The sequence below is a fragment of the Kitasatospora sp. MBT66 genome (assembly GCF_000710405.2).
Classification (GTDB): Bacteria; Actinomycetota; Actinomycetes; order Streptomycetales; family Streptomycetaceae; genus Kitasatospora; species Kitasatospora purpeofusca.
This window is the reverse complement of record NZ_JAIY01000020.1, coordinates 42548-66473: the sequence shown is the minus strand read 5'-3', so window position 1 is coordinate 66473 and position 23926 is coordinate 42548. Positions and strand designations below refer to the sequence as shown.

Genomic DNA, 23926 nt, shown 5'->3' with positions numbered 1-23926 from the left:
GGAGCCCGCCGACACCGCTCCCGCCGCGCTGCCCGCGCTGCGCGAGGCCTACCGCTCCGCCTCCCAGCTCTACGAGAAGGTCGGCGTCGGTGCCGACCTGCGCGCCGAGCAGGCCCGCGCCGAGGGCGACGAGGCCGCCGCCGCGACCGAACTCGACCGCCTCACCAACAAGGTCCGCACCCGCGCCGAGGAGCTGCTCGGCAGCCCCGACGGCGCCGACGGCCCGGCCCGCCAGGCCGCCGCCGCCCGCGCCGAGGAACTCGTCGCCACCATCGAGGCCCGGGCCGCCTCGGCCAGCGAGCAGCTCGGCCGGCTCCGCGGCGAGGCCGAGCGCTCCGCCCCCGCCGACGGCGAGGCGCACACCGAGCTGCCCGAGGAGCTCGTCCCGACCGACCCCGAGCACGCCCAGACCCTGCTGCGCACGGCCACCGGCCGGCTCGCCGAGCGGCGCGAGGCCGTCGACGCCGCCCGCACCGCGGCCGCCGACCTCCAGCGCACCTTCGACGCCGCCCAGTCCGCCGCCGCCGACTTCGACGAGCACGCCGGGCAGCTCCGGGACGGCCTGCGCGAGCAGGAGGAGGACGGCGCGGCCGTCGAGCCGTACCTCGGACAGCTCGCCGACGCCCGCACCGCCGCCGCCGAGGCCCGCCGCGCCCTGCGCACCGCCGCCGGCGAGCTGTCCGCCGCCGAACTCGCCGTCCGGGACGCCTCGGACGCGCTGGTCCGGCACGCCAACGCGGCCCGCTACGAGGCCGTCCGCACCCCGGCCCGCCAGCAGATCCGCGAACTGCCCGCCTCCGCGCTGCCCGACCACGCCGCCAACTGGGCCGTCGCCTTTGCCCCCCGGCTGCGGGTGCTGACCGACGAACTCACCCAGCTGGAGCGCAACCGGGGCTCGATCGTCGACCGGCTGCGCGGACTGGTGGAGTCCTCGCTGACCACCCTGCGCGCCGCCCAGCGGCTCTCCCGCCTCCCCGAGGGGCTGGGGGAGTGGTCCGGCCAGGAGTTCCTCCGGATCCGCTTCGAGGACCCGGACCACGCGACCCTGGTCGAGCGCCTCGGCGAGGTCATCGACGAGGCCACCCGCGCCGCCGTCCGCAAGAACAGCGACCTGCGCCGGGACGGCATGTCGCTGCTGCTGCGCGGGGTGGCCGCCGCGATCGGCCCCAAGGGCGTCTCGGTGGAGATCCTCAAGCCGGACGCGGTGCTGCGCGCCGAGCGGGTCGGCGTCGGCCAGATGTCCGACGTGTTCTCCGGCGGGCAGCTGCTCACCGCCGCCATCGCGCTCTACTGCACGATGGCCGCGCTGCGGGCCAACGACCGGGGCCAGTCGCAGCTGCGGCACGCGGGCACCCTGTTCCTGGACAACCCGATCGGCCGGGCCAACGCCACCTACCTGCTGGAGCTCCAGCGCGCGGTGGCCGACGCCCTCGGCGTCCAGCTGATCTACACCACCGGCCTGTTCGACACCACGGCGCTGGCCGAGTTCCCGCTGGTGATCCGGCTGCGCAACGACGCCGACCTGCGGGCCGGCCTCAAGTACATCTCGGTGGAGGAGCACCTTCGGCCGGGGCTGCCGGCCCCGCAGGACCCGGACGGCCCGGCCGTGCACGGCGAGATCACCGCCACCCGGATGTTCAAGCGTCCGGCGGAGGTTCCCGCCACGTCCTGATCGGCCTACGGTGGACCGCATGCTGACGATCGTTCACTTCAGTGACATCCACCTGGGCCAGGACCACCACGGCGACGCGGGGGATCGGGCCCGCCGGCGGGCAGAGCAGGTGATGGCGTACGTGGACGCCCTGCCCGGCCCGGTGGACGCCGTGCTGGTCACCGGCGACCTCGCCGACAACGGACTGCCGGCCGAGTACCGGGAGGTGGCCAAGGCGCTGACCTCCCGGTACCCGGTGCTGCTCTGCCCCGGCAACCACGACGCCCGCGAGCCCTACCGCGAGGTGCTGCTCGGCGAGGAGCCGTCCGGCGGCCCGGTGAACCGGCTGCACGCGCTGCCCGGTGCCGACGTGCTGATGCTCGACTCCTCGATCCCCGGCCGGCACGACGGCCTGCTCGACGAGGAGACCCTCGGCTGGCTGGACCGCACGCTGGCCGAGGGCCCGGCGGACCGCCAAGCGCTGGTGGCCTTCCACCACCCGCCGGTCACCCTGCACCTGCCGTACGTGGACCCGATCCGGCAGTTCGGCGAGGAGCGGCTGGCCGAGGTGCTGGGCCGTCACCCCCGGGTGCGGGCACTGCTCTGCGGCCACGCGCACACCGCGGCGGCCACCGTGTTCGCCGGGCTCCCGCTGCTGGTCGCGCCGGGCGTGGTCTCCACCGTGCCGCTGCCCTGCGAGGGCCGGGCGGAGATCATCTTCGAGCAGCCGCCGGTGATCTCCTTCCACCTGCTGGACGACGACGGCCGGCTGACCACCCACTACCGCGTGGTCGCCCCCGCCTGACGGGGCCCGGGGCCGCCCGGGTGGGGCGGCGGCTGTGTCCCCGGGCGCTGCGGCTGCTGCGGCTGGGCCTGCGGCGGCTGCGCGTAGGGCGGCTGCGGGTACGGCGGCTGCGCGTACGGCGACCGGGACTGCGGCGGTGGCTGCGGCACCCGGGGACGCGGCTGGGACTGGGACTGGGACTGGGGCTGGGGCTGGGCGTGCGACGGCTGCCGGTACTGCGGCGGGTCGGCCGGAGTGCGGCTGCCGCCCATCGGCGAGGCGGAGTTCGGCGCGCGCACCCGCTGTGCGGCGACCTGGCGGGAGATCAGGATCTCCAGCAGGCACCACATCGTGCCGAACACCCCTAACCCCATCGCCATCAGCGCCGGCGTCATCAGCCAGCTGTCGGCGTACGAGGACAGCACCGCGAGCACGATGCCGACCAGGGTCAACGCCAGACAGAGCACCGCGCGGACGACGGCGGTCCGCACCTCGTCGGGAAGTCGGCGGCGACGGCGGGCGGTTGGCATCGGGCGACCCCCAGGCACGGAGCGGCGGACGGGCGGCGGGCGGTACGGCGGACCACCGGTGGGGCGTGCGCCGCGAACACGCCCCCGCGCTCCACTCTGCCCAGTCGTACCCGGACTATGCGCACGAATCCCCCGAACTGATGCCAAATCGTATGATCCGGCTCGGACCGTACCGAGCGGCGCGCCGAACCCCCGGCGCGCTCAGCCGAGTTGCTGGTTCAGCTCGGTCAGCGCGCCCTCGACGATGGTCCGCATCGCCTGCTCGGCCCGCTCGGCGTCCCCCGCGCAGACCGCCTCGGCGACCTCGCGGTGCAGCCGGATCGCGTACGGCTCCGGCTGATGGGGCATCAGATGGTACTCGGTCCGGCCCGTCAGCACCGCACCGACGGTGTCGCCGAGATGTGCGAACATCTCGTTGCGCGAGGCCTGCAGCACGGTGGAGTGGAACTCGATGTCGTGCCGGAGGAAGGTGGCGAGGTCGGCGGCGCGCGCCGTCATGGTCAACTCGACGGCCAGCGCGCTGAGTCGGCGCCGCTCGTCGTCGGTGGCGTGCCGCGCGGCGAGCGCCGCCGCGGCCGGCTCCACGGCCAGCCGCAGCGAGCCGAGCGAACGCAGCTGCGCGGAGCGGTCGGCGCCGGCCAGCCGCCAGCGGATCACCAGTGGATCGAAGACGTCCCAGCCCGACCGGGGCTGCACCGTGATGCCCACCCGGCGGCGGGAGGCCACCAGCCGCATCCCCTCCAGGATCCGGACCGCCTCGCGGACCACCGTCCGGGAGACGCCGAACCGCTCCTCCAGCTCCTCGGCACGCAGCACGGTGCCCTCGGGGAGCTCCCCGGACGCGATGGCCGGCCCCAGTTCCGCGAGCAGTCGGCCGGGCAGCCCCTGGATCTCCATCCCGCCAGCCTAGTCGTCCGGGGTGACCCTCACCGCCGTACCCCCGGGCCCCGCCACCTCCACCTGTCCCGCAAAAGTATGACGATTTGGTTTCCAGCACTTGAATACGTCATACCTTTGAGGCGATAGTGGCGGCCAGGCAACGAAGGAGCACCACCTCATGGCTCTCAGCGTCGAGAACCAGGACACCCCCCGCGCGCCCCTCACCGTCGTGGTGATGGGCGTCTCCGGTGTCGGCAAGACCACCCTGGCCCGCCTGCTGGCCGAACGCCTCGGCCTCCCCTTCGCCGAGGCGGACGACTTCCACCCGCCCGCCAACATCGCCAAGATGTCGGCCGGCACACCGCTGGACGACGACGACCGCGCGCCCTGGCTGCGCGCCGTCGGCGCCTGGCTGGGGGAGCGCGCCGAGGCCGGCACCGGCGGCGTCGTCACCTGCTCGGCGCTGAAGCACGGCTACCGCGACATCCTGCGCGCGGCCTGCCCGGACGCCTGGTTCCTGCATCTCAGCGGCCGGACCGGACTGGTCGAGGACCGGCTCGCCCGGCGCACCGACCACTTCATGCCGCCGTCCCTGCTCGGCTCGCAGTACGCCGCCCTGGAACCCCTCGGCCCGGACGAGCGCGGCGCCGTCCTGGACATCGGGCCGAGCCCCGAAGAACTCGTCGAGAAGGCCGCCGCCCTGCTGCGGCCCGTCAATGGAGACCTCGCGTGACCCCCACCCTCACCGTGCTCGCGGCCGCCCCACCGGTCCTCCCGCACACCGACAGCGACGGCCGGCTGCTGGTTGCCGTGCTGCTCGCGATCGGCGCCATCGTGCTGCTGATCACCAAGCTCAAGCTGCACCCCTTCCTCGCCCTGACCCTCGGCTCCGGGCTGCTGGCCGCCGTCGCGGGCGCGCCGTTCGACAAGCTGCTCAGCAGCTTCTCCACCGGTTTCGGCGCCACGGTGGCGGGCGTCGGCCTGCTGATCGGCCTGGGCGCGATGCTGGGCAAGCTGCTCGCGGACTCCGGCGGGGCGAACATCATCGCCGACACCGTGCTGTCCCGGTCCCGGACCAGGGCGCTGCCCTGGGCGATGGCGCTGATCGCGGCCGTGCTCGGCCTGCCGCTGTTCTTCGAGGTCGGCGTGGTGCTGCTGGTCCCGATCGTGCTGCTGGTGGCCCGGCGCGGCAACGTCCCGCTGATCCGGATCGGCATCCCGGCACTGGCCGGCCTCTCCGTGCTGCACGGCCTGGTGCCGCCGCACCCCGGCCCGCTGGTCGCGGTCGACGCGCTCAAGGCCGACCTCGGCGTCACCCTGGCGCTCGGCCTGCTGATCGCCGTCCCGACGCTGATCGTCGCCGGTCCGCTGTTCGCCCGGGTGGCCGAGCGCTGGGTCGGCCCGCTGGAGATACCGGAGAGCGACACCCCGGTCGAGCCCGCGAAGCGCGAGCACACCCCCTCCTTCGGCGCCGTGCTGGCGACCATCCTGCTGCCGGTGGTGCTGATGCTCGGCAAGGCGCTGGCGGACGTCGTCATCGACGACCCGAAGGCGCTGCCGCAGCGGGTGCTCGACTTCGTCGGCTCCCCGCTGATCGCGCTGCTCGCCGCGACCCTGCTCGGCATGCTGACCCTGGGCCGGGCGGCCGGCTTCGACAAGGCCCGGATCTCGGAGACCGTCGGGTCCTCGCTCGGCCCGATCGCCGGCATCGTCTTCATCGTCGGCGCGGGCGGCGGCTTCAAGCAGACCCTGATCGACGTGGGCGTGGGCACCGCCGTCAGCGACTGGTCGTCGAAGTGGCACATCCCGGCGCTGCTGCTGGGCTGGCTGATCGCGGTGCTGATCCGGCTCGCCACCGGTTCTGCGACGGTCGCCACCATCACCGCGGCCGGCATCGTCGCACCGCTGGCGGCGGACATGTCCTCCACTCACGCGGCCCTGCTGGTGCTCGCCATCGGCGCCGGCTCGCTGTTCCTGTCGCACGTCAACGACGCCGGCTTCTGGCTGGTGAAGGAGTACTTCGGGATGAGCGTCGGCCAGACCCTGAAGTCCTGGTCGGTGATGGAGACGGTGATCTCGGTGGTCGCGATCGCCCTGATCATGCCGCTCAGCCTGATCGTCTGACCCCGGAACGCGACAAGGGCGGGTGCTCCCGAGGGAGCACCCGCCCTTGTCGTCGTTCACGGCCGCGTCAGCGCAGCAGGACCCGCCAGGCCCCGTCGGCCGAGTTCTCGGGGCGGAGCGTCAGCTCCTTCGCCCGGCCGCTGCCGTGGAAGGTCAGCACCACGGTCTGCCGGCTCGCCGGGTCGTCGCCGAAGTCGGCGCTGACCTCCCCGGCGGCGTCGGCCCCGTAGGTCCGGATCCACTCCTCGGCCGCCGTGCGGCGCGCATCGGTCGAGCCCTCGGCGGCGGCCAGCTTCACCAGCCGGTCCGCCGAGCCGTCGGCCAGCCGCCACACCAGCTGCTGGACCAGGCCCAGTGTCTCCGGCACCGGATAGCCGGTGACCCGGAGGTGCGGACGGGCGGCGTAGTCGGCCGCGTGCTCCAGCCGGGCGTTCCCGGCATCGCTCGAACAGCCGGCCAGCAGGGCGGCCGAGAGCACCACCGTGAGCGCGGCCGTCACCGACCGCCCCGCCGCCATCAGTTGGTCCCGAGCGGGCGGACGACGACGAACCACTCGATCGGGTCGTTCTTCTGGCGGTAGTGGGCCAGCACCTCGTTCAGGGTGGTGGAGTTCCGGGCGCCGTGCTGGCGCAGCTCCATCCGCGCGCCCCAGCTGACCACGACGGCGGCGTGGTTGATCCGGGACTCGTTCTTCCACTTGAAGAAGATGATGTCACCGGGACGGGCGTCGGAGGTCCAGCGGAGCCAGGTGGAGTACCGGTTGTACATCAGGTGCCGGTGCAGGTTGGCCGCGCCGGCCCAGGTGTAGCTGCGGTTGATCCGCCAGCCGAACATCCAGAAGTCGTTCGTCCACCAGGCGCTGTCCCAGCTCTTGTACCCGTACCGGAAGCGCATTCCGCCACCGTAGTACAGGGCCTTGGAGACGAAGTTGGTGCAGTCCTGGCCGTAGTCCCACTTGATGCCGACGTTGCGGCTGGCCCAGTTGGCGGTGCCGTTGTAGTTGTAGCCGGCCTGGACGGCGGCGGCCGCGGGCTGCGCGGGCTGGACCGGGAAGCCGTTGGCGTCCAGCGGGACGGCCTTCTCCGCGTCCGTCGGGTCGGCCGGCGCCGAGTCGGCGACCTCGACCTGGCCCTGTGCGGCGGCGGAGGAGGACAGCTTCTGCTGGGCGGCGAGGTCGTCGGCCTCGGAGACCAGCACCGCGCGGGTGCCGACGCTGAACTCGAACCGCTTCGGGCCGGCGCTCTCGCTGGGCGAGTCCACGCCGCCGGCCCGGACCATCACCGTGTCCTTCACGGTGGCCCGCACCACGACCTTGCCGGCCGTCTGCTGGTCGACCACGACGTCGGTCAGCGAGACCGCCGCGGCCGCGTACTGCTGGCCCTGGGTCGCCAGCGCCTCGCGGTTGGCGACCAGTGAGGCGTCCTGGGTGGCCAGCAGGTCGACGAAGACACTGCCGTGCGCGGCCTCGGCGGCGGCGTCCGGCACGGTCAGGCCCGCCCGCATCTTGACCTTGTTGCGGGCGTCCAGGTACTCCTGCACGTAACCGCGGTACTGGTCCGGGCCGCCGGCGGTCGGCGTGCCCTGCACCACGGCCGAGGCGACCGGCGCCGCGGCGCCGTAGCTGTTCCGGGCGGTCACCACCGCACGGTACGACTTGGTGTTGTCCAGGCCGGTGAACGCGGCCCGGATGTCGGCGGTGGCGATCTCCTGGGCGAGCACGCCGGCCGAGGTCTCGACCCGGACGGTGTAACCGACGTCGCCGACCGAGCCGCGGTCGGTCGGGGCGTTCCAGGCGACCACGAGACCGGTGTCACCGCCGGTGGCGGTGACCAGCTCGGCCGGGCCGGGCGCGGTCGGCGCCAGGTAGTCGAGCGTCAGCTTCGGGCGCTGCGCCGGGTCGGCGGCGGTGGCGGAGAAGTACCGGGCCACGCCGGTCGAGCCGGCGGCCGGGCGCAGGGCCAGCCCGTAGGCCTCGCCCTTCTCGATCCAGGAGCCGGCCAGTGCGGCCAGGTCGGTCTCGGACAGCTTCGCGGCGGAGGCGTAGCTGTCGACACCGGCGGCGGCGATCAGCGCGGCGCCGCCCTGGGCGGGGGCCCAGGCCGAGCCGAGCTGGAACACGTCGACCGCGGTCTCCTCGCAGCCGGGCGTGCCGGCGGCGCAGTCCGAGCGGGTCAGCGCCAGCTTGCCGCCGACCACCCGGGAGCCGGCCGGGACGGCCGACAGGTCGGGCTTGAGCCAGCCGGTCCAGCTGCTGCCGTCCGGGGTGGTGCCGATCCGCAGCTCGGCGGGGTCGGCGGCCGGGCAGGCGCCGGTGTCGCAGCCGCCGCCGGCGGTGGCCACCGAGGCGTCGGTGAGGGTGGTGCCGGTGAACGGGACCGCGGTCGCGGTCGGCGGGACCGGCGGGGCCTGGACCCGGACGGCCAGCGGCTGGTCGGCGCTCCAGGCGGAGCAGCCGACGGCGGTGCAGGCCCGGGCGGCCCAGGTGTAGTCGGCGCCGTCGGTCAGGGCGCCGGCCGGCACCTGGACGGTGGCGCGGCTGCCGCTCTCGGTGAAGGCGGGGGCGAGCGCGGTGGGCAGCGGCTGCCCGTTGGAGCCCTTGAGCACGAACTCGGTGCGGACCCGGCCCTGGTTGGGGTTGGTCGCCAGCGCGGAGAGCACCGGCGTCAGGGTCCTGTCGGCGCCGGTCTGGAGCGCGGTGGGCACGTCCGGCAGCGGGCTGACGGTGAAGGTCACCCAGGGCGACCAGCTCAGGTTGTAGTGCAGTCCGTCGTAGGGCGAGCTGCGGAACCGGTAGGTGTGCCCGTACTCCAGCAGCCCGGCCGGGACGGTGACCTCGGAGGGGGTGCCGCTGGGCACGTAGCCGGAGACGTTGACGGCGCCCACCTGGGCCCCGGAGATGGCGTCGACCAGCTGGAAGGTGCCGGTGACCTTGTCGCCGTCGGGGTCGACGAAGGTGTCGCGGAGCACCGGGGTGGTGGTCTCGACCCGCCAGGTGCCGGTGCCGTCCTGGAGGAACGGCGGGCCGGCCTGCTGCTTGGTGCCGGTGCGCGGGCGGTAGTTGTAGTTCACCGTCAGCTTGGGCACGTTGCTGGAGGCGTTGGCGGAGTTCACCTCCTTCCAGTACTTGGTCGACACCTCGTCGGGCGCGCGCAGGCCCATGCCGGAGGTGGTGCTCTTGGCCGAGGCCCAGGTCTGCACGAGGTCGGTGACGTTGGCGTTGATCCAGCCGTCGCCGCCGCAGGCGTCGCGGCCCTTGGTCTCGGTGGAGCTGCCCTTCTTGGCCTTCCAGGCCGGCTGGGCGGTCCAGCGGGAGGCGGTGGACGCCAGTCCGGTGTCCCAGACCTCCCAGGTGTAGGGCTGGCAGTCGCTGTTGCCGGAGTGGAAGTTGTACAGCGACAGGGTCGCGCTGGAGACCAGGGCGTCGGCGATGCCGGCGGTGTTCCAGTTGATGAAGGCGCGGGCCTCGCGGGAGCTGCCGTCGGCGTTCTTGGTGCCGGAGTTGCCCCAGTAGATCTCGGTGTCGGCCGACCAGTCGACCGTCTCGCCCTTCTGCACCCGGGTGTCGAAGGCGTTGCCGAGACCGGCGGTCGACGGGTCGACGGTCACCGGGTAGACGGTGGCCGGATCGGCGAGGAACGCCGCGTCCGGGGTGAAGACCAGGTCGACGGTGTCGCCGCGCTGGACGACCTCCAGGCCGACCTCGGCCTGCCGGGGGTGCTCGCTGGAGCCGGGCGTGGTGGTGGCGTCCCACATCACCGGGGCGGGCAGTACCGCGCGCTTCTGGCCGTTCTTCCGGTCGGTGAACAGCACGCTGCCGTCCGGCTGGGCCTCGGCCTTGGTGCCCTTGGCGCGCAGCGGCATGGTGTAGGTGTAGCCGCCGGTCGCCGGGCGCTGCTTGAGCAGGACGAACTGCTCGAAGCCGGTGCGGGTGGCCTCGACGACGAGGTCGCCGGCGCCGTCGCCGATCGCGTCCCGGTAGGTGGCCCGGGTGCCGTTCAGCTCGGGCTTGGGCAGGCCGCCGCGCCACTCCAGGGCGAGCTGGTCGTCGCCGGAGCCGAGCGAGACGAGGGTGCGGGCCGTCTCGGCGCCGGCTGCCTCCGCGCCGGCCGGCGCCGCCTGGAGGGCCTTGGACTCGGCGAGCGTGCGGGGGCGCTTGCCGCCCGCGCCGGCCAGCTTGAGGCCGTTGGGGTGGGCGGCGGGCGCCACCGAGCCGTCGGCGGCCGTCTTCAGGGTGAGGTCGACGTCGGCCCACCTGCCGTCGCGCAGGAAGCGCACCGGGCCGGCCGAGAGCTCGGTGGTGAGGGTGCCGTCCGGGTTGGCCCAGGTGGTGGAGGTCTCGTCGCGCTCGGAGACGGCCTCGATCCGCTTGCCGGTCTTCTGGGCGGCGGCCCGGGCGGTGCCGATGCTCAGCCCGGGGTCGAGCGGGGCGGCCGTGGGGGGCTTCCCGGGGGTGGGCTTGGCCTGTGGCTTGGCCGCGAACGCGACCGGTGACCAGGCGCTCAGCACCAGGGTCAGGGCCAGCGCGGCGGCCGGAGGACCGCTCAGGGTCCTTCTTGAGACATGCATGGGGGCTCCTTGACTCGCCCTTGAACATGGGCGATGCGCGGAGCATAGGAAAGATCAAAAGACAAGATGATCATGGCAAAGGGGGCATAGTGGCCCAATTTCTGAACATTTCCTGGGAATGGTGATCCGATCGAGACGCGCCGTACGTCATCGACGCCCCGGACGGGCTCGACGACCTCGCCGGCATCGACGGTCCCGACAACGACGCAGGGCGGGCACCCCCGCTCCGGGGGGTGCCCGCCCTGCTGATCGGGTGACCGTGCCGGTCACCCGATCCGTGCTACTTGGTCCCGTGCTTCGCCAGGAAGGTCTCGACCTCGGCCCGGATCTCCGGGGTGTCCAGACCGCGGACGGTCATCGTGGTGCGGCGGCGCAGCACGTCGTCGGCGGTGTACGCCCACTCGTTGGCGGCCGCGTAGGCGACCTGCGCCCAGACGTCCGGGCCGTCCTCGTGGATCGGCCGGCCCAGCTCCGGGTTCTCGTCGATCATCCGGGCGATGTCGAAGGAGAGCGTGCCGTAGTGGCTGGCCAGGTGCTTGGCGACCAGCGGCTCCATCCGCGAGCCCGGGTCACGGTCGATCAGCAGGCGGTGCGCGACGGCGTTCGGCGCGCCGACGCCCGGCAGCGGGACGGTCGGGGCGATCGGAGACATGTCCTCGCCGAGGGAGGTGCCGGGCACGTGGGCCAGCTTCTCCAGCACGGTGCGGCCGATGTGGCGGTAGGTGGTCCACTTGCCGCCGGCGACCGACAGCATGCCGCCCTTGCCCTCGGTGACGACCGTCTCGCGCTTGGCGGCGGCGGTGTCGCCCGGGCCGCCGGGCAGCACCCGCAGGCCGGCGAAGCTGTAGGTGATCAGGTCGCGGTCGATGTGCTCGTCACGGATCGCGTGCGCGGCCTCGCCGAGGATCTGGTCGACGTCCGCCTCGGTGGCCCGGACGTCCTTCGGGTCGCCGGTGAACTCCTCGTCGGTGGTGCCGAGCAGGACGTGGTCCTCCCACGGGATGGCGAAGGAGACGCGGTACTTGTCGATCGGGATGGTCAGCGCGGCGCGCCACGGCGAGCGGCGCTTGACCACCACGTGGGCACCCTTGGACAGCCGGATCGACGGCGCGGCGCCGGCGTCCTCCATCCGGCGCAGGTGGTCCACCCAGGGGCCGGTTGCGTTCAGCACCAGGCGGGCGTCGACGCCGAACTCGGTGCCGTCCAGGCGGTCCTTGAGCTCGGCACCGGTGACCCGGCCGCCGGTGAAGCGCAGGCCGGTGACCTCGGCGTGGTTGAGCACCACGGCGCCGGCCTCGACCGCGGCGCGCACGGTCATCACGGCGACGCGCGAGTCGTTCATCTGGTGGTCGCCGTAGACGGCCACCGAGCGCAGGCCCTCGGTGCGCAGCGCGGGCACCTGCTGGGCGGCGTGCGCGGCGGTGGAGACCCGGCCCATGCCGTCACGGAAGGCGGAGAGCGCCGAGTAGAGGAAGACGCCGGCGCCGAGCTTGGGGGCGCTGTGCGGGCCGCCCTTGTAGACCGGCACGAAGAAGGTCAGCGGGTTGACCAGGTGCGGGGCCACGTCGGTGGAGAGCACCCGGCGCTCCTTGTGGTTCTCCGCGACCAGCTTGACCGCGCCGGTCTGCAGGTAGCGCAGACCGCCGTGGACGAGCTTGGAGGAGGCACTGGAGGTGGCACCGGCGAAGTCGCCGGCGTCGACCATGGCGACCTTCAGGCCGGCCTGGGACGCGGTCCAGGCGACAGCGGTGCCGAGGATGCCGCCCCCGATCACCAGCAGGTCGTAGGTGGCCTTGCCGAGCAGCTCGCGGGTCTCGGCGCGGGAGGCGGTGCGGCCGGCGGTGCGCTCGGCGCCCAGGGTCGGGATGGTTGCCATGGTGTGTGTACGGCGCGCGGGTCGGGCGGCGCCGTTACTCCTCTCGGTGTGCGTACGGCCTCTGTGCGGAGAGACCGGGTCGGCCCGGTGCGACGGGCCGGTGAAACGGGAGCGGGCCGGCCGGGGCACGGGGCCCCGACCGGCTTCGCGATCAGTTGTTCTCTTCCTCCTCCACCCAGCCCATGGTGCGCTCGACGGCCTTGAGCCACTTCTTGTACTCGCGCTCCCGGGTGGCCTCGTCCATGCGGGGCGTCCACTCGGCGGCGCGGTGCCAGTTGGCCCGCAGGGTGTCGAGGTCGTTCCAGAAGCCGACCGCCAGGCCCGCCGCGTAGGCGGCGCCGAGGGCGGTGGTCTCGGCCACGTACGGGCGCTCGACCGGGGCGTCCAGGACATCGGCGATGTTCTGCATGAGCAGGTTGTTGCTGGTCATGCCGCCGTCGACCTTGAGGGCGGTGAGCTCGACCCCGGAGTCCTTCTGCATGGCGTCGACGACCTCGCGGGTCTGCCAGGCGGTGGCCTCCAGGACGGCCCGGGCCAGGTGGCCCTTGGTGACGTACCGGGTGAGGCCGGCGATCACACCGCGGGCGTCGGAGCGCCAGTACGGGGCGAACAGGCCGGAGAAGGCCGGGACGAAGTAGGCGCCGCCGTTGTCCTCGACCGTGTTGGCGAGGGTCTCGATCTCGGCGGCGGTGGAGATGATGCCGAGCTGGTCGCGCAGCCACTGGACCAGCGAGCCGGTGACGGCGATGGAGCCTTCCAGGGCGTACACCGGGGCCTGGTCGCCGATCCGGTAGCCGACCGTGGTCAGCAGGCCGTGGTACGAGTTGACGATCTTCTCGCCGGTGTTGAGCAGCAGGAAGGTGCCGGTCCCGTAGGTGGACTTGGCCTCGCCCTCGTTGAAGCAGGTCTGGCCGAACAGCGCGGCCTGCTGGTCGCCGAGCGCGGCGGCGACCGGGACGCCCGCCAGGTCGCCGACGGCCTCGCCGTAGACCTCGGCGGAGGAGCGGATCTCCGGCAGGACGGCCATCGGCACGCCCATCGACTCGGCGATCTCCTCGTCCCAGGCCAGGGTCTTGAGGTTCATCAGCATGGTGCGGCTGGCGTTGGTCACGTCGGTGACGTGCTTGCCGCCGTCGACACCACCGGTGAGGTTCCAGATGACCCAGGTGTCCATGGTGCCGAAGAGGATGTCGCCGGCCTCGGCGCGCTCGCGCAGGCCCTCGACGTTGTCCAGCAGCCAGCGGATCTTCGGGCCGGCGAAGTAGCTGGCCAGCGGGAGGCCGGTCTCGCGGCGGAAGCGGTCCTGGCCGACGTTGCGGCCCAGCTCGCGGCAGAGCGCCTCGGTGCGGGTGTCCTGCCACACCAGTGCGTTGTGCACCGGCTCGCCGGTGTGCTTGTCCCACAGGACGGTGGTCTCGCGCTGGTTGGTGATACCGATCGCGCGGATGTCGTCCTTGGTCAGGCCGGCCTTCTCCAGCGCGCCGCGGACGACCGACTGCACCCGGGTCCAGATCTCGGCGGCGTCGTGCTCGACGTAGCCGGGCTGGGGGAAGATCTGCCGGTGCTCCTGCTGGTCGACGGAGACGATCCGGCCGTCGGCGCCGAAGATGATGCAGCGGCTGGAGGTGGTGCCCTGGTCGATCGCGGCGATGTAGTTGCCAGTGGAGGTCATGAGGGTCCTCGGCTCAAGAGGTTGGCGGGGGGCGGTGGGCCTGACTCTCAGGTCAGTCCCCGTGCTCGGGTGGGGTGGAAACCCGGGGGGATCAGAACGCGGCGTGGTACAGGCCGCCGGCCAGCAGACCGCCGATGATCGGACCGGCCACCGGGATCCAGGCGTACGACCAGTCGGAGCCGCCCTTGTTGGGGATCGGCAGCAGCGAGTGGACGATGCGCGGGCCCAGGTCGCGGACCGGGTTGATGGCGTAGCCGGTCGGGCCGCCGAGCGAGAGGCCGATGCCGACCACGGTGAAGGCGACGATCAGGATGCCGGTGCCGGAGAGGCCGAGGCCCTTGGTCAGGCCCTGGGTGAGGATGGCCAGGCAGAGCACGAAGGTGCCGATGATCTCGGTGAGCAGGTTCTGGACCGGGTTCCGGATCTCGGGGCCGGTCGAGAAGATGCCGAGGGTGGGCTCCTGGTTGGCCTGGAACTGGCCGAGGTAGGTGAGCCACACGAAGACGGCGCCGATCATCGCGCCGAGCAGCTGGGAGCCGAGGTAGATCGGGACCTTGCTCCAGTCGCCGCTGTCGACGGCGAGGGCCAGGGTGACGGCCGGGTTCAGGTGGGCGCCGGACTTCGGGGCCGACATGTAGGCGGCGATCATCACCGCGAAGCCCCAGCCGAAGGTGATCGCCAGCCAGCCGGCGTTCAGGGCCTTCGACTTCTTGAGCGTCACGGCGGCACAGACGCCACCGCCGAGAAGTATCAGGGCGGCGGTGCCGAGGGTTTCGCCGACGAAGATGTCGCCGTTGGAGAACGCGGACACAAAGACTCCCTTGTCCATATGGCCCGGAGGTGCGGGTGGGGGCAGGGGCCGGGCGGATCGCTGGGCGGGTGAGCGCTCTGTGGGATGGATTCGCACGGCCATCGTTCGACAATGTCGACCGTCATGCGGAAGCTTCCTCCCCGGGTCGCCCTCTCGTCAAGGCCGGGTTACGCAGCTGTGACCCTTCGCTCGCCGCGCTACCCGTAGTCACCGATCGGATCGTCGCAATTTTGGACAAAACGGTAAGGCGCGGACGGGCATTTCGCCCGTCCGCGCCTCAGCGTGAACGTTTTCCTGTGTTACCGCGTTACTGCGGGCCCGCGCCCGGAAGGCACGGGAGCGGGCGGGACCGGGCCGCCCGGCGCGGTCAGAACCGCCCGGCGCCCAGGTCCCGGGAGATCGCCCTGGCCGCGCTGCGCACCGAGGCGACCAGTGAGGGCTTCACGAAGCCGTCCTCGCAGACCCGCTCGACCGCGCCGCTGATGCAGACCGCGCCCACCGGATTGCGGCGCCGGTCCTGGATCAGCGCCCCGATCGAGGCCACGCCCTCCCAGGTCTCCTCCACCGCGTCGGCCCAGCCGCGCTCACGGGTCAGCGCCGCCTCGGCGTCCACGTCCGCGGCCTCGGTCAGCGTCCGCGGGGTGTACGACTCGAACGGACCCTCGCCCAGCTCGCCGCGCGCCACCGGGTCGTAGGCCAGCAGCACCTTGCCCAGCGCGGTCGAGTGCAGCGGCTGCATCGAGCCGACCTCCAGCACTTGCCTGGTGTCGTCCGGCCGGAAGACGTGGTGCACGATCAGCACCCCGCGCTGGTGCAGCACTCCCAGGTAGACGGTCTCCCCGGACGCCCTGGCCAGGTCGTCCGCCCAGACCAGGGCCCGGGCGCGCAGCTCGTGCACGTCCAGGTAGCTCTGGCCCAGCCGCAGCAGCTCGGCGCCCAGCTGGTACTTGCCGCTCTCCGGGTCCTGCTCGACGAAACCCTCCTGCTGGAGGGTGCGCAGGATCCCGTGGGCGGTGCCCTTCGCCAGGTCCAGCGCCGTCGCGACCTCCGACAGGCCCAGGCGGCGCTCGCCGCCGGCCAGCAGACGCATGATCGCGGCGGCCCGGGAGAGCGACTGGATCGGGCCGGGCATTGGTACCTCCGCGCGGACAGGCGGTCGACAATGTCGACCGCAGTGGTAACGGCACGAGTCTGCCAGGCCGCCGCCGTTCCGTGCACCTTCCCCCTCGGTAACCTGCGTCGGCCGACCCGGTCGTGCGCCCGCGCACCGCCGCCCGTCCGGTCCCGATCACCTAGCCGCGGACGCTCCGCTCCCCGGTCGCGGCGGCCACCCCGGCGGCCACCGCCCGGATCCCGGCCGGTCCGACCCGGCAGCAGCCGCCCACCAGCCGCGCCCCGTCCGCCAGCCAGCCCGCGACCCGGGCCCGGCCGTCGGCCCGGGGAGGACCGGCCGCACCGAAGGTCGGCTCCCCGCACCACGCCCCGGCCGCCGCGTCCCAGCCCTCGCCGCTGTTCGGGTACACCACCACCGGCTTGCCCGACACCCGCGCCGCGAGCGCCACCGCCCGGTCCGCCTCCTCCGGCGCGCAGCAGTTCACCCCGACCGCCACCACCTCGTCCGCCCCGGCCGCCAGCGCGAACGCCTCCGCCAGCGGCTGCCCGGCCCGGGTCCGCCCGTCCGCCGCGGCGAACGACAGCCAGACCGGCACCCCCAGCCCGCGCACCGCCCGCAGCAGCACCCGCGCCTCGTCGACGTCCGGCACCGTCTCCAGCGCCAGCACATCGGGACCGGCCGCCGCCAGCACCTCCAGCCGCGGCCGGTGGAACGCCTCCAGCTCGGCCCGAGTCAGCCCGTACCGGCCCCGGTACTCCGAGCCGTCCGCCAGCACCGCCCCGTACGGACCCACCGAGGCCGCCACCCACCGGCGCGGCCCGGGCAGCCCGCGGGCCGCCTCCCGGGCCAGCTCCACGCTGCCGGCCATCAGCCGGGCGGCCGCCGCCCGGCCCACCCCGCGCCGGGCGAAACCGGCGAAGCTCGCCTGGTAGCTCGCGGTGATCGCCACCCGCGCGCCCGCCTCGAAGTACGCCCGGTGCGCCGCCACGACCGCCTCCGGCGCGTCCGCCAGCAGCCGGGCCGACCACAGCGCGTCCGTCAGGTCGAACCCTGCCGAGGCCAGCTGCTCGGCCAGCCCGCCGTCCAGCACCAGCGGCCCGGCCGCCAGCGCGGCCGCGAAGTCCGCCGGACCCGCCGGGGCCGACGGGGTTGCCCGGTCCATCACGTCCTCCTCGGGGCGGGCGGCGTCCCGGCCGATCCGCAGGACGCCCTGGTCACAGGGTAGGAGCGGCCGGCCGGGGCCGGGGCGGAAAACCATTTGCCGCAGAGTCAAGGGATCGCTACGTTGTGCTCAGACCGAGAAGGACGGCCGCCCGCCACCGCGGGCCCGGCGGGGGAGAGGAGCGCGCAGCGTGGACACCACCGAGCAGGACTGGCTCGCCGCCTACGATCCGCGCGCCTTCACCCCGGTCGCCGTCACCGTGGACGTGGTCGCACTGACCCTGCGCCAGGGCCGTCTCCATGTCCTGCTCGTCGAGCGCGCCCTCCCGCCCTACCAGGGGCGCTGGGCCCTGCCTGGCGGCTTCCTGCGGGCCGGCGAGGAGAGCCTCGACGAGGCCGCCGCCCGCGAGCTCGCGGAGGAGACCGGCCTGCCCGGCACGGGCGGCGCCGAGGGCGCCCTCAGCCGGATCCACCTCGAACAGCTCGGCAGCTACGGAGTGCCCGACCGCGACCCGCGGATGCACGTGATCTCGGTCGCCTACCTCGCCTTCGCCCCCGACCTGCCCGATCCGCAGGCCGGCAGCGACGCGGCGCACGCCGCCTGGCACCCGGTCACCGACCTCGACCTCCGGCCCGCCGGCCGGTCCGAGTCCGCCGATGCTCCCGCCGACACCCACGGGGGTGGCGTCGGCGGGAGCACCGGCCCCACCGAGCCGGAGCAGCCCGCCGGTCCGGCCGAGCCCCGGGCCACCGGTGCGGTCACCCCGATCGAGCTCGCCTTCGACCACGCCCGGATCCTCGCCGACGGCCTCGACCGCGCCCGCGCCAAGATCGAGTACAGCCCGCTGGCCACCGCCTTCCTCCGGCACGACTTCACCATTCCCGAGCTGCGCGCCGTCTACGAGGCCGTCTGGGACGAGAAGCTCCACCCGGGCAACTTCCACCGCAAGGTGCTCTCCGTCCCCGGCTTCGTCGAGGGCACCGGCACCACCACCGAGCGCGGCGGCGCCCGCGGCGGCCCCCGCGCCCGGACCTACCACGCCGGCGGCGCCACACTCCTCCACCCGGCCCTCCTCCGCCCCGCCCAGGGCGATCCGTCCCAGGAGCCCTCGCAGCAGGCCGTGCTGCAGTCCTCCCCGGAGCCCTCCCCGGGCCGGATCACCTGACCACCGTCCCGCTCCCGGCCGCCCGCACTACCATCCGGCCATGACGACTGAAGAGGCCGGCACCGTGCGCCAGCAGCCCAACTCCCACTGCCACTTCTGCGGAGCCCCCTACCCGCCCGGCACCGACGGCTGGCCCCGGACCTGCTCCGCCTGCACCGAGATCAGCTACCGCAACCCGCTGCCCGTCGTCGTCACCCTCCTCCCCGTCGTCCAGGAGGACACCGCCCCCGCCTTGGTGGTCATCCGCCGCACCATCGAGCCCGGCTACGGCGAACTCGCCCTCCCCGGCGGCTACATCGACTACGGCGAGAGCTGGCAGCAGGCCTGCGTGCGCGAGCTGCGCGAGGAGACCGGCATCCTCGCCGAGCACACCGACGTCACCCTGGTCGCCACCGACTCCGACACCCGCGGCGGCTTCCTCTGCCTCTTCGGCCTCCTCCCCGCCCGCCCGTTCGCCGAGCTCCCGCCCTCCGTCCCCACCGACGAGACCGACGGCTGGCAGCTCTCCACCCCCGAAACCCCGCTCGCCTTCCCCTTCCACACCCGTGTCTCCCGCTCCTGGTTCAACGGCGAATTCACCCGCCCCTGACCAGCCACGGCCGCGCCGGGCAGACCCTGGCGCCCCGGCCGCTCACATGGCAGGGTCTGCTCCGACAGCCCCCAACCGGACGCGGGCCCTGCCACAAGCGACCCCGTCCGCCCTCATCACCGGCCGGGAGACCACCACCGTGAGCACCCCAACCCAGGACCAGCCGCTCTGGCGCCCGAACCCCGAGCGTGCCGCCGGCACCGGGATCGTGGCCTTCCAGGCCTGGGCCGCCCAGCACCACGGCGCCCCGGCCGCCCCGCTCGCCCCCACCGACTCGGACGCCGAGGCCGCCGCCCGCTACGCCGCCCTGCACGCCTGGTCGGTCGAGGACCTCGACCGCTTCTGGACCGCCGTCACCCAGTGGTTCGACGTCCGCTTCACCCAGGCCCCCGAGGCCGTCCTCGCCGACCCCGCGATGCCCGGCGCCCGCTGGTTCCCCGGCGCCCGCCTCAACTACGCCGAGCACGCCCTGCGCGCCGGCGAGCAGGCCGAGAACGCCGACCGCCCCGCCGTCCTCCACCTCGACGAGACCACCGACGAGCCGCTCGTCCTCACCTGGGCCGAACTCCGCCGACAGGTCGGCTCCCTCGCCGCCGCCCTCCGCGCCCGCGGCGTCCGCCCCGGCGACCGCGTCGGCGCCTACCTGCCCAACATCCCGCAGGCCGCCGTCGCCCTCCTCGCCACCGCCGCCGTCGGCGCCGTCTGGACCAGCTGCGCCCCCGACTTCGGGGCCCGCAGCGTGCTCGACCGCCTCCAGCAGATCGAGCCGGTCGTCCTGTTCGCCGTCGACGGCTACCACTACGGCGGCAAGGACCACGACCGGACCGAGGTCGTCGCCGAACTCCGCCGCGAACTCCCCACCCTGCACACGGTCGTGCACGTCCCCCTGCTCGGCGCCCCCGCCCCCGAGGGCGCCCTGGCCTGGGACGACCTGACCGCCGAGGACACCGAGCCGGTCTTCGAGGCCGTCCCCTTCGACCACCCGCTCTGGGTCCTCTACTCCTCCGGCACCACCGGCCTGCCCAAGGCCATCGTCCAGAGCCAGGGCGGCATCCTGGTCGAGCACCTCAAGCAGGCCGGCCTCCACCTCGACCTCGGCCCCGAGGACCGCTTCCTCTGGTACACCTCCACCGGCTGGATGATGTGGAACTTCCTCCTCGCCGGCCTCCTCGTCGGGTCCACGGTCGTCACCTACGACGGCAGCCCGGGCCACCCCGACACCGGCGCCTTCTGGTCCGTGGCCGCGCGCACCCGCGCCACCGTCCTCGGCACCTCCGCCGCCTACGTCATCGCCAGCCGCAAGGCCGACCTCCACCCCGGCCGGGACCTCGACCTCTCCGCCGTCCGCTGCCTCGGCACCACCGGCTCCCCCCTGCCGCCCGACGGCTTCCGCTGGATCTACGAGGAGGTCAAGGCGGACGTCTGGCTCGCCTCCGTCAGCGGCGGCACCGACGTCTGCTCCTGCTTCGTGGGCGGCGTCCCCACCCTCCCGGTCCACCTCGGCGAGATCCAGGCCCCCAGCCTCGGCGCCGCCGTCGAGTCCTGGGACGTCAACGGCCGGTCGCTCACCGACGAGGTCGGCGAACTCGTCGTCACCAAGCCCATCCCGTCCATGCCCACCGGCTTCTGGAACGACCCCGAGGGCACCCGGTACCACGACAGCTACTTCGACGTGTACCCCGGCGTCTGGCGCCACGGCGACTGGATCACCGCCACCTCCCGCGGCACCGTCGTCATCCACGGCCGCTCCGACTCCACCCTTAACCGCCAGGGCGTCCGGATGGGCTCCTCGGACATCTACGAGGTCGTCGAGCGCCTCCCCGAGATCGCCGAATCCCTGGTCATCGGCCTGGAGGAGCCCGAGGGCGGCTACTGGATGCCGCTCTTCGTCGTCCTCGCCCCCGGCGCCGAGCTCGACCAGGACCTCATCGGCCGCATCCGCACCTCGCTGCGCACCGAGCTCTCCCCGCGCCACGTCCCCGACGAGGTCATCGCCGTCCGCGGCCTGCCGCACACCCTCACCGGCAAGCGGATCGAGGTCCCGGTCAAGCGCCTGCTCTCCGGCACCCCGCTCGACCAGGCCGTCAACCCCGGCTCCGTCGACAACCTCGACCACCTGCGCTGGTTCGAACAGCTGCGCCAGGAGCGCGAGCGCGCCGCCGCTGCCGCCGCCGAGTGACCGACCCCCGGACACGTCGAAGGGGCCCTCTCCACCACCCGGTGGAGAGGGCCCTTTCGACGTCGTCGCTGTGTGCAGCGACCGCTACTCGCCCGACAGCACCTGCTGCGCCGCGGCCCGCGCCTCCTCGGCGCTGTCCGCCGCCCGCGCCGCCTCGGCGGCCCGGCGGCACTGCGCCAGCGTGTACTTGGCCAGCGCCGTCCGCACATAGGGGATCGACGCCGCGCCCATCGACAGGCTGGTGACACCGAGACCGGTCAGCACCACGGCCAGCAGAGGGTCGGAGGCAGCCTCGCCGCAGACACCGCAGCTCTTGCCCTCGGCCTGCGCGGCCTCGGCGGCGAACGCGATCAGGTCCAGCAGCGCCGGCTGCCACGGGTCCTGCAGCCGCGCCAGCGCACCGACCTGGCGGTCCGCGGCGAAGGCGTACTGGGCCAGGTCGTTGGTCCCCAGGGAGAGGAACTCGACCTCCTGGAGGATCGAGCGCGCCCGCAGGGCGGCCGACGGGATCTCCACCATCGCGCCGAACTTGGCGCTCAGCCCGGCCTCGCGACACGCCTCGGCGAAGTCCTTGGCGTCCTTGCGGTCGGCCACCATCGGGGCCATCACCTCGAGGTGCACCGGCAGGCCCTCGACGGCCGTCGCCAGCGCCCGCAGCTGGGTCCGGAGCACCTCGGGGTGCTCCAGCAGGGTGCGCAGACCGCGCACACCCAGCGCCGGGTTCGGCTCGTCGGCCGGGGTCAGGAAGTCCAGCGGCTTGTCCGCGCCCGCGTCGAGCACCCGGACCACGACCCGGCCCTCCGGGAACGCCTCCAGCACCTTGCGGTACGCCTCGACCTGCTTCTCCTCGGTCGGCGCCTTCGCCGAGTCGTCGAGGAAGAGGAACTCGGTGCGGAACAGACCGACACCCTCGGCGCCCGCCTCCAACGCGGCCGGCAGGTCCGCCGGACCGCCGACGTTGGCCAGCAGCGGCATCCGGTGCCCGTCCGAGGTCGCGCCCGGGCCGGAGGAGGCGGCCAGCGCCGCCTTGCGCTCGGCGGCGATCCGGCGCAGCTCGTCCTGCTTCTCGGTGCTCGGCTCGACCAGCACGTCACCGGAGCTGCCGTCCACCGCGACGACCGTGCCCTCGGCCACGTCGGACGCCCCCGGCAGCGCGACCACGGCCGGTACGCCCATGGCACGCGCCAGGATGGCGCTGTGGCTGGTCGGCCCGCCCTCCTCGGTCACGAAGCCGAGCACCAGCGTCGGGTCCAGCAGCGCGGTGTCGGCCGGCGCGAGGTCCCGGGCGAACAGCACGTACGGCTCGTCGCTGTCCGGCACACCCGGCATCGGCACGCCCAGCAGGCGCGCGACGATCCGGTTCCGCACGTCGTCCAGGTCGGCGACCCGGCCGGCCAGGTACTCCCCGGCCGAGGCGAGCAGCGCCCGGTAGGCGGCGAAGGCGTCGTAGACGCCGCGCTCGGCGCTGCTGCCGACCGCGATCCGGCGGGAGACGTCGGCCATCAGCTCCGGGTCCTGCGCCATCAGCGCCTGGGCCTCCAGCACGGCCTGGGCCTCGCCGCCCGCCAGGTTGCCGCGGGCGATCAGGTCTGCGGCCACGGCCTCGACGGCTGCCTGGGCGCGGGCCTGCTCGCGAGGAGCGTCCTCGGTCGGGATCTGGGTGGCCGGGGGCTCCAGCACCGCGGTGCCCATGTGCCGCACCTGGCCGATCGCGACTCCGTGGCTGACACCCACGCCTCGCAGCGTCTTCTCCATGTCTTTCTCCGTGAGAGAGGCGGCCCCGCCGGGTACCGCTGTGTGCCGGGCCGCCCCGACCGGAGCGGTGGGGCGGGTGTGTCCTTAAGAAGGGGAGGAGAGGTCAGCTCCAGCTGAACAGGGCGTCGCCGACGGCGACCTCCCCGCTCTCCAGCAGCCCGCCGAGCGAGTCGGCAGCGGCCTCCAGCGCGACGATCGGCGAGATCGGCGACTTGCCGGCGGCTTCGACGGCGGCAGGGTCCCACTTGATGACGGCCTGGCCGCGGGTGACGGTGTCGCCCTTGTTGACGAGCAGCTCGAAGCCCTCGCCGTTCAGCTGGACGGTGTCGATGCCCAGGTGCGTCAGGACCCCGTGCCCGTCCGCGTCGACGACGACGAACGCGTGCGGGTGCATCGAGACGACCACGCCGTCGACCGGGGCAACGGCCTCGGTCGGCCGACGCACCGGGTCGATCGCGGTGCCGGGGCCGACCATCGCACCCGAGAACACGGGGTCCGGCACGCCGGCGAGCCCTACGACCCGGCCGGTCAGCGGCGACGTCACAGTGGTCATGGATGAGCCTCCCAAGTGCGCAGTACAGGCGAGCGGCCGCGAACGCGGCGGGGTGATCGACTGAAGCCTAAATCATGTCAACTTCGGACATCCGCTGACATTCCGGGTGGCCGGCCGCGCCGTCCGCCCCCACCAGTCAGTCATCTCGTCGACCACTAGTGGTCTAGTCCTCTTGGCCGATGCGCCGCACTCTACAGGCATCTTGGCGAATCGGGACCATTGCTGTATATGCTCGCGAGAGCAACAAATCACGCGTCCGTCCGGGTGGCACCGGCGCGGCCCGATTCGCGCTCGGCCCGACGACCCGCTATGGTTGGTCGAGTCGCCGCAAGTCGACGGTTAACACCAGATTTCAGAAACGAAAAGCGCCGGTTAAACAACGGAAAACGATCTGATAAGCTGGAAACACGAAAGAACGAAGCGCCCGGAGGGCCGGTGTGAAAGCCGCCTGAAGGAAGTGTCCGTTCCTTGAGAACTCAACAGCGTGCCAAAAGTCAACGCCAGATATGTTGACAT

The 23926-nt window shown here is 73.4% G+C and carries 17 protein-coding genes and 1 pseudogene; 7 read left to right on the top strand and 11 right to left on the bottom strand.

What is annotated here, in order from left to right; genetic code table 11:
• Together BI06_RS41360 and BI06_RS41355 are read left to right on the top strand one after the other, a co-directional pair.
• Window positions 1–1672, top strand: a pseudogene (locus BI06_RS41360) (hypothetical protein); the annotation flags it as partial.
• Between the two features lie 19 nt (window positions 1673–1691).
• Window positions 1692–2456 carry a metallophosphoesterase gene (locus BI06_RS41355; protein ID WP_043477555.1) on the top strand — a complete coding sequence of 255 codons (765 nt, stop codon included), beginning with the start codon at window positions 1692–1694 and terminating at the stop codon, window positions 2454–2456.
• On the opposite strand, the gene BI06_RS41350 is transcribed toward BI06_RS41355, so the two are convergent.
• Together BI06_RS41350 and BI06_RS41345 are read right to left on the bottom strand one after the other, a co-directional pair.
• The gene (locus BI06_RS41350) at window positions 2432–2965 is read right to left on the bottom strand and encodes a hypothetical protein (protein ID WP_149030650.1); all 534 of its coding nucleotides are present in this window, start codon (window positions 2963–2965) and stop codon (window positions 2432–2434) included. The two genes, BI06_RS41355 and BI06_RS41350, sit on opposite strands and share 25 nt — an antisense overlap.
• A gap of 201 nt (window positions 2966–3166) precedes the next feature.
• Window positions 3167–3862 carry a FadR/GntR family transcriptional regulator gene (locus BI06_RS41345; RefSeq protein ID WP_030396858.1) on the bottom strand — a complete coding sequence of 232 codons (696 nt, stop codon included), beginning with the start codon at window positions 3860–3862 and terminating at the stop codon, window positions 3167–3169.
• Window positions 3863–4022: 160 nt separating this feature from the next.
• On the opposite strand from BI06_RS41345, the gene BI06_RS41340 reads away from it, so the two are divergent.
• Together BI06_RS41340 and BI06_RS41335 are read left to right on the top strand one after the other, a co-directional pair.
• Window positions 4023–4577 carry a gluconokinase gene (locus BI06_RS41340; RefSeq protein WP_051742910.1) on the top strand — a complete coding sequence of 185 codons (555 nt, stop codon included), beginning with the start codon at window positions 4023–4025 and terminating at the stop codon, window positions 4575–4577.
• Window positions 4574–5968, top strand: coding sequence for a gluconate:H+ symporter (locus BI06_RS41335; RefSeq protein WP_051742909.1), 1395 nt, complete (start codon window positions 4574–4576; stop codon window positions 5966–5968). Before BI06_RS41340 ends, BI06_RS41335 begins: the two co-directional genes overlap by 4 nt.
• A 67-nt stretch (window positions 5969–6035) precedes the next feature.
• Here BI06_RS41335 and BI06_RS41330 read toward each other — a convergent pair whose 3' ends face one another.
• The 7 genes from BI06_RS41330 to mmuM form a co-directional block, all read right to left on the bottom strand.
• Window positions 6036–6485, bottom strand: a complete 450-nt coding sequence (locus BI06_RS41330) for a hypothetical protein (protein WP_030396855.1) — start codon at window positions 6483–6485, stop codon at window positions 6036–6038.
• Window positions 6485–10534 carry a DNRLRE domain-containing protein gene (locus BI06_RS55745; RefSeq protein WP_051742908.1) on the bottom strand — a complete coding sequence of 1350 codons (4050 nt, stop codon included), beginning with the start codon at window positions 10532–10534 and terminating at the stop codon, window positions 6485–6487. Before BI06_RS55745 ends, BI06_RS41330 begins: the two co-directional genes overlap by 1 nt.
• A 280-nt stretch (window positions 10535–10814) precedes the next feature.
• Window positions 10815–12410, bottom strand: a complete 1596-nt coding sequence (locus BI06_RS41320) for a glycerol-3-phosphate dehydrogenase/oxidase (RefSeq protein WP_030396851.1) — start codon at window positions 12408–12410, stop codon at window positions 10815–10817.
• Between the two features lie 151 nt (window positions 12411–12561).
• Window positions 12562–14082, bottom strand: coding sequence for a glycerol kinase GlpK (gene glpK / locus BI06_RS41315; protein WP_030396850.1), 1521 nt, complete (start codon window positions 14080–14082; stop codon window positions 12562–12564).
• 91 nt (window positions 14083–14173) lie between these two features.
• Entirely contained in the window at window positions 14174–14911 is a 738-nt protein-coding gene (locus tag BI06_RS41310) for an MIP/aquaporin family protein (protein ID WP_043477260.1), read from the bottom strand.
• A 349-nt stretch (window positions 14912–15260) separates the two neighbouring features.
• Complete coding sequence (locus BI06_RS41305) at window positions 15261–16025, bottom strand: IclR family transcriptional regulator (RefSeq protein ID WP_030396848.1); 765 nt, start codon at window positions 16023–16025, stop codon at window positions 15261–15263.
• 160 nt (window positions 16026–16185) lie between these two features.
• On the bottom strand, window positions 16186–17169 hold the full coding sequence (gene mmuM / locus BI06_RS41300; RefSeq protein WP_051742953.1) for a homocysteine S-methyltransferase: 984 nt from the start codon (window positions 17167–17169) through the stop codon (window positions 16186–16188).
• 190 nt (window positions 17170–17359) lie between these two features.
• Between mmuM and BI06_RS47460 the strand changes: the two genes are divergently transcribed.
• Genes BI06_RS47460 through BI06_RS41285 form a run of 3 tightly spaced genes read left to right on the top strand, consistent with a single transcriptional unit; the run spans window position 17360 to window position 21102 of the window.
• Window positions 17360–18334: an NUDIX domain-containing protein gene (locus BI06_RS47460; RefSeq protein ID WP_082559060.1), complete on the top strand. Its 975-nt coding sequence runs from the start codon at window positions 17360–17362 to the stop codon at window positions 18332–18334.
• 40 nt (window positions 18335–18374) lie between these two features.
• Window positions 18375–18923: an NUDIX domain-containing protein gene (locus tag BI06_RS41290; protein WP_030396845.1), complete on the top strand. Its 549-nt coding sequence runs from the start codon at window positions 18375–18377 to the stop codon at window positions 18921–18923.
• 46 nt (window positions 18924–18969) lie between these two features.
• The gene (locus BI06_RS41285) at window positions 18970–21102 is read left to right on the top strand and encodes an acetoacetate--CoA ligase (protein WP_082559059.1); all 2133 of its coding nucleotides are present in this window, start codon (window positions 18970–18972) and stop codon (window positions 21100–21102) included.
• Window positions 21103–21186: 84 nt separating this feature from the next.
• Here the strand turns inward: BI06_RS41285 and ptsP are convergent, their stop codons facing one another.
• The gene (gene ptsP, locus BI06_RS41280; protein WP_030396843.1) at window positions 21187–22857 is read right to left on the bottom strand and encodes a phosphoenolpyruvate--protein phosphotransferase; all 1671 of its coding nucleotides are present in this window, start codon (window positions 22855–22857) and stop codon (window positions 21187–21189) included.
• A 103-nt stretch (window positions 22858–22960) separates the two neighbouring features.
• Window positions 22961–23410 (bottom strand): PTS glucose transporter subunit IIA, encoded by a 450-nt coding sequence (locus BI06_RS41275; protein WP_030396842.1) that lies wholly within the window; start codon window positions 23408–23410, stop codon window positions 22961–22963.
• Window positions 23411–23926 lie beyond the last annotated feature (516 nt).

What these genes read in the sequence shown, in the direction of transcription:
- mmuM (WP_051742953.1), bottom strand. Translation starts at nt 17,169, where the DNA reads ATGGACCGGGCAACCCCGTCGGCCCCGGCGGGTCCGGCGGACTTCGCG.
- BI06_RS41330 (WP_030396855.1), bottom strand. Translation starts at nt 6,485, where the DNA reads ATGGCGGCGGGGCGGTCGGTGACGGCCGCGCTCACGGTGGTGCTCTCG.
- BI06_RS41275 (WP_030396842.1), bottom strand. Translation starts at nt 23,410, where the DNA reads ATGACCACTGTGACGTCGCCGCTGACCGGCCGGGTCGTAGGGCTCGCC.
- BI06_RS41310 (WP_043477260.1), bottom strand. Translation starts at nt 14,911, where the DNA reads ATGGACAAGGGAGTCTTTGTGTCCGCGTTCTCCAACGGCGACATCTTC.
- BI06_RS41350 (WP_149030650.1), bottom strand. Translation starts at nt 2,965, where the DNA reads ATGCCAACCGCCCGCCGTCGCCGCCGACTTCCCGACGAGGTGCGGACC.
- BI06_RS41340 (WP_051742910.1), top strand. Translation starts at nt 4,023, where the DNA reads ATGGCTCTCAGCGTCGAGAACCAGGACACCCCCCGCGCGCCCCTCACC.
- BI06_RS41285 (WP_082559059.1), top strand. Translation starts at nt 18,970, where the DNA reads ATGGCAGGGTCTGCTCCGACAGCCCCCAACCGGACGCGGGCCCTGCCA.
- BI06_RS41305 (WP_030396848.1), bottom strand. Translation starts at nt 16,025, where the DNA reads ATGCCCGGCCCGATCCAGTCGCTCTCCCGGGCCGCCGCGATCATGCGT.
- BI06_RS41345 (WP_030396858.1), bottom strand. Translation starts at nt 3,862, where the DNA reads ATGGAGATCCAGGGGCTGCCCGGCCGACTGCTCGCGGAACTGGGGCCG.
- glpK (WP_030396850.1), bottom strand. Translation starts at nt 14,082, where the DNA reads ATGACCTCCACTGGCAACTACATCGCCGCGATCGACCAGGGCACCACC.
- BI06_RS41355 (WP_043477555.1), top strand. Translation starts at nt 1,692, where the DNA reads ATGCTGACGATCGTTCACTTCAGTGACATCCACCTGGGCCAGGACCAC.
- BI06_RS41320 (WP_030396851.1), bottom strand. Translation starts at nt 12,410, where the DNA reads ATGGCAACCATCCCGACCCTGGGCGCCGAGCGCACCGCCGGCCGCACC.
- BI06_RS55745 (WP_051742908.1), bottom strand. Translation starts at nt 10,534, where the DNA reads ATGCATGTCTCAAGAAGGACCCTGAGCGGTCCTCCGGCCGCCGCGCTG.
- BI06_RS41290 (WP_030396845.1), top strand. Translation starts at nt 18,375, where the DNA reads ATGACGACTGAAGAGGCCGGCACCGTGCGCCAGCAGCCCAACTCCCAC.
- ptsP (WP_030396843.1), bottom strand. Translation starts at nt 22,857, where the DNA reads ATGGAGAAGACGCTGCGAGGCGTGGGTGTCAGCCACGGAGTCGCGATC.